Origin of the sequence: Streptomyces flavofungini (assembly GCF_041028215.1) — a bacterium.
In the GTDB taxonomy this organism is placed as follows: Bacteria; Actinomycetota; Actinomycetes; order Streptomycetales; family Streptomycetaceae; genus Streptomyces; species Streptomyces flavofungini_B.
The window spans coordinates 1-8,122 of the sequence record NZ_JASKYR010000426.1 but is presented as its reverse complement, the minus strand read 5'-3'; the positions used below and the strand labels follow the sequence as shown (position 1 = coordinate 8,122).

General features: G+C 72.7%; 7 protein-coding genes. 4 read left to right on the top strand and 3 right to left on the bottom strand.

The features are described from left to right. Window positions 1-458 (top strand): chitinase C-terminal domain-containing protein (locus tag AB8Z36_RS25815; RefSeq protein ID WP_369215774.1); only part of this gene is annotated, 458 nt, incomplete at its 5' end. A gap of 155 nt (window positions 459-613) precedes the next feature. Here the strand turns inward: AB8Z36_RS25815 and AB8Z36_RS25810 are convergent. After that, window positions 614-1,768 carry an ROK family transcriptional regulator gene (locus AB8Z36_RS25810; protein WP_369215773.1) on the bottom strand — a complete coding sequence of 385 codons (1,155 nt, stop codon included), beginning with the start codon at window positions 1,766-1,768 and terminating at the stop codon, window positions 614-616. A gap of 96 nt (window positions 1,769-1,864) precedes the next feature. Between AB8Z36_RS25810 and AB8Z36_RS25805 the strand changes: the two genes are divergently transcribed. The 3 genes from AB8Z36_RS25805 (at window position 1,865) to AB8Z36_RS25795 (ending at window position 5,358) form a co-directional block, all read left to right on the top strand. Continuing rightward, complete coding sequence (locus AB8Z36_RS25805) at window positions 1,865-3,076, top strand: MFS transporter (protein ID WP_369215772.1); 1,212 nt, start codon at window positions 1,865-1,867, stop codon at window positions 3,074-3,076. Between the two features lie 124 nt (window positions 3,077-3,200). Further along, a complete protein-coding gene (locus AB8Z36_RS25800; protein ID WP_369215771.1) occupies window positions 3,201-4,580 on the top strand; it encodes a uracil-xanthine permease family protein in 1,380 nt (459 codons plus the stop codon). A 73-nt stretch (window positions 4,581-4,653) separates the two neighbouring features. Next, window positions 4,654-5,358 (top strand): DUF5995 family protein, encoded by a 705-nt coding sequence (locus AB8Z36_RS25795; RefSeq protein WP_369215770.1) that lies wholly within the window; start codon window positions 4,654-4,656, stop codon window positions 5,356-5,358. A gap of 48 nt (window positions 5,359-5,406) precedes the next feature. On the opposite strand, the gene AB8Z36_RS25790 is transcribed toward AB8Z36_RS25795, so the two are convergent. Both AB8Z36_RS25790 and AB8Z36_RS25785 read right to left on the bottom strand, forming a co-directional pair. Beyond that, complete coding sequence (locus AB8Z36_RS25790) at window positions 5,407-7,101, bottom strand: flavin monoamine oxidase family protein (protein ID WP_369215769.1); 1,695 nt, start codon at window positions 7,099-7,101, stop codon at window positions 5,407-5,409. 60 nt (window positions 7,102-7,161) lie between these two features. Next, window positions 7,162-7,959, bottom strand: a complete 798-nt coding sequence (locus tag AB8Z36_RS25785) for a carbon-nitrogen hydrolase family protein (protein ID WP_369215768.1) — start codon at window positions 7,957-7,959, stop codon at window positions 7,162-7,164. Window positions 7,960-8,122: the final 163 nt, after the last annotated feature.

The following is an 8,122-nucleotide window of genomic DNA, read 5'->3' as shown; positions in this document are numbered from 1 at the left end:
CCGGCTTCGGCACCAAGGTGATCAGCAGCGACCACACCGGCAGCAACGTCGGCGGCCTGAAGGGCGACTTCCACCGCGTCTCGCTGAAGCTCCCGGCCTGGCAGACGCTCGCGCCCGGCGCCTCGGTGGACCTCTCCTTCAACTACTACCTGCCGACGTCCACGCCGTGGAACTGGACGGTGGAGATCAGCGGCACCAAGTACGCCCTCGCCGGTGACCTGGCACGGGGCACCACGGTGGTCGAGCCGGGCACGGGGACGGGCCCGACCGACCCGCCGGGACCGACCGACCCGCCCGGCGGCTGCACCGCTCCGGCATGGAGCGCGTCGGCCGAGTACGGCTCCGGCAAGACCGTGTCGCACAAGTCCCACACCTACAAGGCCAAGTGGTGGACCAAGGGCGACGAGCCCGGCACCGGCGGCGAGTGGGGCGTCTGGCAGGACCTCGGCGCCTGCTGACCGTTGCGACCACGGCCTGACCGGGCGACCACGGCCTGACCGGGCGAGCACCGCCCGACCGGTTGACCGCCGCTCACGCCCATGGGGTTCCGATCCCCGTGGGCGTGAGCGGCTCCTCGTGTGTTCCGGGTGTGTTCCGGGCGTGTTCCGGGCGCTCAGCCGCCCGGCCCGAACAACTCCTCCTGGGCCGCGTCCCGCGCCGCGAGCAGCGCGCCCCGCAGGACCGCCGAGCCGCCGAGCGCCGACGCGCGGACCTCCGTGCGCAGGGGGGACATGGCGGTGACGCGGTCCTCCACCCGGGCGGCGAGCGCGGCACCGCCCGCCCGGCCCACCTCGCCGCCGAGGACGACGCACCCGGGGTCGAGGATCGCCGCCACGGCCGCCGCGCCCACGGCGACGCGGTCCGCCACCGCCTGGAGGAAGGCGTCCTCGCCCGCCTCCACCGCACGCCGCACCACATCCGACGCGGACATCCCGGCGACCGGCAGGCCGTGCTCCGCCCCGAGGCCGAGCAGCGCCGCCGCGCAGGCCAGTGAGTGGAAGCCGCCCTCGCAGCCGGTGGCCGAGGGCAGACCACCGGTGCCCGGCACCGGCAGGAAGCCGATCTCGCCCGTACCGCCCGACGCGCCCCTGCGCAGCGCGCCTTCGAGCATCACCGCCGCCCCGACGCCGTCGCCGAGCCAGAGCAGCACGAACGTGTCCCTGTCGTGCGCCGCGCCGTCCCGCCGCTCGGCACGGGCCGCGAGGTTGGTCTCGTTCTCCACCAGGACGCGCGCCCCGAGCCGCTCCTGGAGGGCGCCCGCGAGGCCGCGGTGCCAGGCGGGCAGGGAGGTCGTGTCGTGCAGGTCGCCCGTGGCGGGGTCGATGAGCCCCGGCGCGCCGMCGCCGATGGYGTGCAGCCGCTGGACGCCGCCGCCGCGCGCCGTGCCGCCGACGAGGTCGAGCGCGCGCTCCAGGGCGGCCCCGGTGTCGCCGCCGATCGGCGCGGAGGCCTCGGCGAGGACCGCGCCGAGCAGATCGGTGACGACGACGGAGACGCTCTCCGTACGGACGTCGAGCGCGGCGAGGTGGGCCCGGTCGGCGACGATCCCGTACAGCCGGGCGTTGGGCCCGCGCCGCCGGGCACCCGCCTCGCCGACGACGGTGATGAGCCCGGAGCCCTGGAGCCGCTCGACGAGATCGGCCACCGAGGGCCGGGAGAGGCCGGTGAGCTGCTTCAACTGGTTGGCCGTCAGGGGCCCTTCGCTCTGCAGGAGGCCCAGCGCGAGCCGGTCGTTGATGGCCCGGGCGGTACTCGGTGAGGCAGGCATACCGGTCTCCTTCCACCCGGCGCTGCTATTTATCAGGCAGGGTTCCTGATAGTTTACGCGCCGTATCGGGGCAGCACTCCGGAGGGGCGGAACGGGATGAGTGAAGTGGTCTACGACAAGGCGCGGCTGCGGCGGGCGCGGATCGCCGTGGCCGCCGTGTTCTGCGTGCACGGCGCGGTCACCGGCTCCTTCGCGACCCGGGTGCCGTGGATCCAGGACCACGCGTCGGTCAGCGCGGGCATGCTCGGACTCGCCCTCGCCTTCCCGGCGATCGGCGCCTCCGTGGCGATGCCGCTGGCGAGCAGCATCAGCCACCGCTTCGGCGCGCGCACCGCGCTGCGCGGGCTGCTCGCGATGTGGACGACGGCCCTGATCCTGCCCTCGCTCGCGCCCAACCTGCTCACGCTCTGCCTGGCGCTCTTCGTCTACGGCGCCTCCTCTGGCATGTCGGACGTGGTGATGAACGCCCTCGGCGTCGAGACCGAGACCCGCATGGGCAAGTCGATCATGTCGGGCCTGCACGGCATGTGGAGCGTCGGCGCCCTGATCGGCTCGGCGGCCGGTACCGTCGCCGCGCATCTGGGCTCCGACGCCCGGCTGCACCACGCGCTCGCCGCCGCCGCGCTCACCGCGCTCGGCCTCGCGGCCTGCCAGGGCGTGCTCGACGTACAGGCGGAGCCGGAGGCCGAGGCGCCGCCCCGCTTCTCGCTGCCGCCGAGGTCCGCGCTGCTCATCGGCGCGGTCGGCTTCTGCGCGGTCTTCGCGGAGGGCGCGAGCCTCGACTGGTCGGCGGTCTATCTGCGGGACGTCCTGGACACATCCGCCGGTGTCGCCGCCGCCTCGACCACCGGTTTCACGCTCACCATGGCGATCGCGCGACTCGTGGGGGACGCCGTGGTCGACCGGTTCGGCGCGGTGCGGACGGTGCGCGCGGGCGGGCTGCTCGCGGTGGCGGGCGGGCTGCTCGTGGTCTTCGCGGCGCACCCGCTGATGGCCATGGCCGGTTTCGCCCTGCTCGGGCTCGGCATCGCGGTCGTGGTGCCGCTGGCCTTCGCCGCGGCGGGGCGCAGCGGCCCGAACCCCAGCCAGGCCATCGCGGGCGTCGCCACCATCACCTACACCTCGGGCCTGATCGCGCCCTCGGCGATCGGGACGCTGGCGGACGCGACGAGCCTCGTGACCTCCTTCGGCCTGGTGACGCTGCTCGCCTGCGGCCTCGTGGTCTTCGCGAACGTGCTGCGCACCGACGGCCGCAAGGCGGCGCAGGGCCCGGCGGCGGAGGCGAAGGCGCCCGGCCGCACCTCCTGAGGCCCTTTCGCGAGGCGCCGGGCCGGACCGGGGAGAAGTCGCACTGGCGTCGCATTAACATGGCGTCGATCATTTCGGGCCACACGACACGGTCCGGCCCGGCGCACAGAAAGCGACACTCACCATGGATCTCGGCGTGCGCTGGAAACTCCACGGCGACGGGCGCACGCCCGCCCCCGGCGCGGTCGTACGGCCCGATGAGCGCCTCTCCTGGCCGCGCACCTTCGGGCTCGGCGCGCAGCACGTGGTGGCGATGTTCGGCGCGTCGTTCGTCTCGCCCGTCCTCATGGGTCTCGACCCGAACCTGGCCATCATGATGTCGGGCGTCGCGACCGCCATCTTCCTGCTCGCCACCCGCGGCAGGGTCCCCAGCTATCTGGGCTGCTCGCTCTCCTTCGTCGGCGTCGCCGCCGTCATCCGGGCGCAGGGAGGCACCAGCGCCACCGTGACCGGCGCGGTCCTTGTGGTCGGCGCCGCGCTCTTCGCGGTGGGCCTCGCGGTGCAGAAGTTCGGCGCGCGGATCATCCACGCGGCGATGCCGCCGATCGTGACCGGCGCGGTGGTCATGCTGATCGGCTTCAACCTGGCGCCGGTGACCGCCTCGACCTACTGGCCGCAGGACCAGTGGACGGCGCTCCTGGTGATGCTCTTCACCGGATTGGCCGTGGTCTGCCTGCGCGGTTTCTGGTCACGCGTCGCGATCTTCCTCGGCCTGATCTTCGGCTACGGCATCTCCTGGGTCTTCGACCAGGTCTTCGGCAGGATTCACTCGGCGGACGGCTCCGGCAAGGTCGTCGACCACTGGCGCCTGGACCTCTCCGCCGTCGGCAAGGCGGACTGGATCGGTCTGCCCTCCTTCCACGCGCCGAGCTTCGAGTGGTCGGCGGTCCTCGTGGCGCTGCCCGTCGTCATCGCCCTGATCGCGGAGAACGCGGGACACGTCAAGGCCGTCGGCGAGATGACCGGCGACAACCTCGACGACAAGCTGGGCACCGCGATCTCCGCCGACGGTGCCGCCTCGGTGCTCTCCACCGCGGTCGGCGGCCCGCCCAACACGACGTACTCCGAGAACATCGGCGTGATGGCGGCGACCCGCGTCTACTCCACCGCCGCGTACTGGGCGGCGGCCTGCTTCGCCCTGCTCTTCGGGCTCTGCCCCAAGTTCGGCGCGGTCGTCGCGGCGATCCCGGGCGGCGTCCTCGGCGGCATCACCGTCATCCTGTACGGCATGATCGGCCTGCTCGGCGCGCAGATCTGGATCAACGCCAAGGTGGACCTGCGCAATCCGCTCAACCTGGTCCCGGCCGCCGCGGGCATCATCATCGGCGTCGGCGGCGTCTCCCTGAAGTTCACCGACAACTTCGAGCTGAGCGGCATCGCCCTCGGCACCCTCGTGGTCATCACCGGCTACCACGTACTGCGTGCCTTCGCCCCGCCGCACCTCAAGTCGCAGGAGCCGCTGCTCGACTCGGGCACGTCCACGTACGACGACGCCGAGCACTGACACGTTCCCTCGTTTCGGGGAAGCGTCCGGTGCGTCCGTGCCCCGGCCCGGGCGGAGCTGGGACCCTGCCGCCATGGTGCGGTTGGAGCGGTTCGCGGAGGGCAGGACCCCGGCGCACGGGGTCGACGGCGTGGTGGCGCGGATGCGCGCTCTGGGCGACGGGTGGCCGCCCCGGGACGGTGTGGCCGTCTTCAACCGGCTCTATCTGTCGGTCACCGAGGAGGTCGGCAGACAGCTGGCCGCGGGGACCTTCCCCGACGCGCGCAGCGCCGCCACGCTGGACGTCCGGTTCGCCGAGCGCTATCTGACGGCCGTCGGGGCCGCCGCCGACGGGCGCCGCGCCCCGGCCTGCTGGCGCCCGCTCCTCCAGTACCGCCGCCACCCCGGCGTGCACCCGCTCCAGTTCGCCCTCGCGGGCATCAACGCGCACATCGGCCACGACCTGGCGCTCGCCCTGGTGGACTCCTGCCGGGCGCTCGGCTGCGAGCCGGCCGATCTGGAGGACGAGTTCGACAGCGTCGGCGACATCCTCGTCGCCCTTGAGGAGCGCATCCGCGAGGAGCTGATGCCGGGCCCCGACCTGCTCCAGATCGCCGATCCGCTGACGCATCTGGCCGGTTCCTGGAGCCTGGAGCGGGCCAGGGACGGCGCGTGGGCGGCGGCGCGGGCCCTCTGGGCGCTGCGCCATCTGCCGGTCGTCGCGGCGGAGTTCGGGGAGCGGCTCGACGGGGCGGTGGGTCTGGTGGGGCGCGTGCTGCTCACGCCGCTGCCGGACTGAGGCCGGCCGGGGTCCGCACCGGACCCCGCCGCCGCTCGCGGTGGGGGGTCAGTCCTCGGGCAGTTCCACCGGGGCGATCTCGTCGTACAGGTCGCCCGGACCCGGGTTGCCCGGGTCGGTGGCGCCGCCGAGCTGGTGCATCACGCCCCAGACGGCGTTGAGCGCGGTCTGCACGGCGCCCTCGGCCCAGCCCGCCGTCCAGGAGATGTCGTCGCCCGCCAGGAAGATGCCGCGCTTGTCCTCGGGGAGGCGGTCCTGCATGAAGTGGGTGAACAGGCGCCGCTGGTAGCGGTAGTGGCCCGGCAGGTTCGCCTTGAACGCGCCCATGAAGTAGGGCTCGTTCTCCCAGGACACGGTCACCGGGTTGCCGATGATGTGCTTCCGGATGTCGACCTTGGGATAGATCTCGCCGAGCGACTTGAGCATGACGTCCATGCGCTCGTTCGCCGAGAGCGGCAGCCACTTCAGGCTGTCGTCGCACCAGGTGTAGGAGAGGCAGATGACGGCGGGCTTGTCGGGGCCGTCGTCGAGCAGGTAGGTGCCGCGCGTCATGCGGTCGGTGAGCGTCATCGACATGACGTCGCGCCCGGTGGTCTCGTCCTTGTCCAGCCAGAACGGCCGGTCCACCGGCACGAAGAGCTTCGAGCTCTCCATGTAGTGGGTGCGCTCCATCGCCGTCCAGTGGTCGATGGGGAAGAGCGAGTCGTCGCACTCGATCTTCGAGAGCAGCAGCCAGGACTGGGCGGTGAAGATCGCCGCCTGGTAGGTGCGGATGTCGCCGGAGGCGTCGGTGACCGTCACGCGGTTCCCGGCGGTGCGGGTGAGGCGGGTGACGGCGGGCTTCGGCGCGCCGCCCTCGTGCAGCGAGGACAGGGACGTACCCGGCCCCCAGTGCACGATCTTCTGCGGCTCGCGGTCCCACAGGCGCAGCGGCAGCTGCTGGGAGCCGCCGACGATGCCCCGGTGGTGGTCGTCGGCCTCGGTGTAGACGACGCGGAGGATCTCCAGGATGGAGTTCGGGAAGTCGGTGTCCCAGCCGCCGGTGCCGAAGCCGACCTGGCCGAAGATCTCGCGGTGCCGGAAGGACTTGAAGGCCTCGGAGTCGCAGAGGAAGCCGTAGAAGGTCTGGTTGTCGAGCTTCTCGACGAGCTTCGACCAGATCTCGCGGATCTTGGGTACGTCGCGCTCGCGCAGCGCGCGGTTCATGTCGGAGAAGTCCGCGCCCTCCTCCAGGCAGTCGTTCCACGCCTTCGCCACGTCGCGGTAGACCTGCGGCAGGTCGGCGACGGTCTCGGCGTAGTGCGACTCGCCCTTGAGGTCGACGACCGTGGAGGGCGTCGACTCGGCCAGCGGGTTGGGGAACGGCTGGGTGGTGAGACCCACCAGGTCGATGTAGTGCTGGAGCGCGGTCGAGGACGGCGGGAACCGCATGGCGCCCATCTCGGCGGTGAGCGACGGGTCGCAGCCGTCGAAGCCGACGGTGCGCAGCCGCCCGCCGATCTGGTCGGCCTCGTAGACGACGGGCTTGAGGCCCATCTTCATCAGCTCGTACGCGGCGACGATGCCGGAGAGCCCGCCGCCGATGACGGCGACCTCGGTGCCGTGCTCGGTCGCGGGTATCTGGCCGAGCCCCGCCGGGTGCGCGAGGAAGTCGTCGTAGGCGTAGGGGAAGTCCGGGCCGAACATGGTGATCGGCGGCTGGGCGTCGGTGTGCTGGATGGCGGTGGGCACCGTGGACGTCATGGGGGTACGGACTCCTTGCGCGGGCTGAAGAACGAGGTGAGGGGGCTGGCGCGGGCTCGGTCAGGCGAGCGAGGTGTACAGGCCGGGGCGGCGGTCGCGCAGATACGGGTTGGTCTCGCGCGAGGCGCTCAGGAAGCCGGGGTCGACGTCACCGACGACCAGCTCGGTGGCGCGGCCCGCGCGGGCGCGCGGCACCCCGTCGGGACCGGCCAGCGTGGAGAGCCCGACGAACTCGAACTCGCCCTCCTGGCCGACCCGGTTGACGTAGGCCACGTACATCTGGTTCTCGAAGGCCCGTACCGGTACGACGGACTCGGCGACGAACTGGAAGGGGTGCATCTGCGCGGTCGGCACGACCAGGAGGTCGGTGCCTGCCAGCGCGTGCGCCCGGACGTTCTCGGGGAACTCGACGTCGTAGCAGATCATGAGGCCGACGCGGACGCCGCCGAGGTCGGCCTGGACGACGGTCCGCTCCCCCGGGGTGAAGGCGTCGCGCTCGAAGCCGCCGAAGAGGTGGGTCTTGCGGTAGTTCGCGAGCCGCGTGCCGTCGGGGCCGATGAGCTGGGCGGAGTTGTAGACGGTCCCGCCGTCGCGCTCGGGATAGCCGTAGACGACGCCGATCCCGTGCCGTGCCGCGATACCGGCGATCTCCGTGGCCGAGGGGCCGTCGGCGGGCTCGGCGAGGCGGGCCACGTCGTCGCCGATCGCGTACCCGGTGAGGAACAGCTCGGGCACCACGAGGAGCCCGGCCCCCGTCGCGGCGGCGCGGGCGGCGGCCGCGTCGAGCTCCGCGAGGTTCGCGTCGACGGATCCGGGCTGCCCCGAGCTCTGGAGCAGGGCGGTGCGGAGCGCAGGCATGGCGGATCCTCATGGCGTACGAAGGGGCAGGTGGGGTCCGTTAGACGGTACGGTCGGCGGCTGTGCCCGGACAAGGCGCGAGCGTTGCGGGCAGCCGCGTGATCCGTTGCGCGTCCGGCCCTGGCGGCGGCGATTCGTTGCGTGGCGGCCGGGCGGGGTGGCG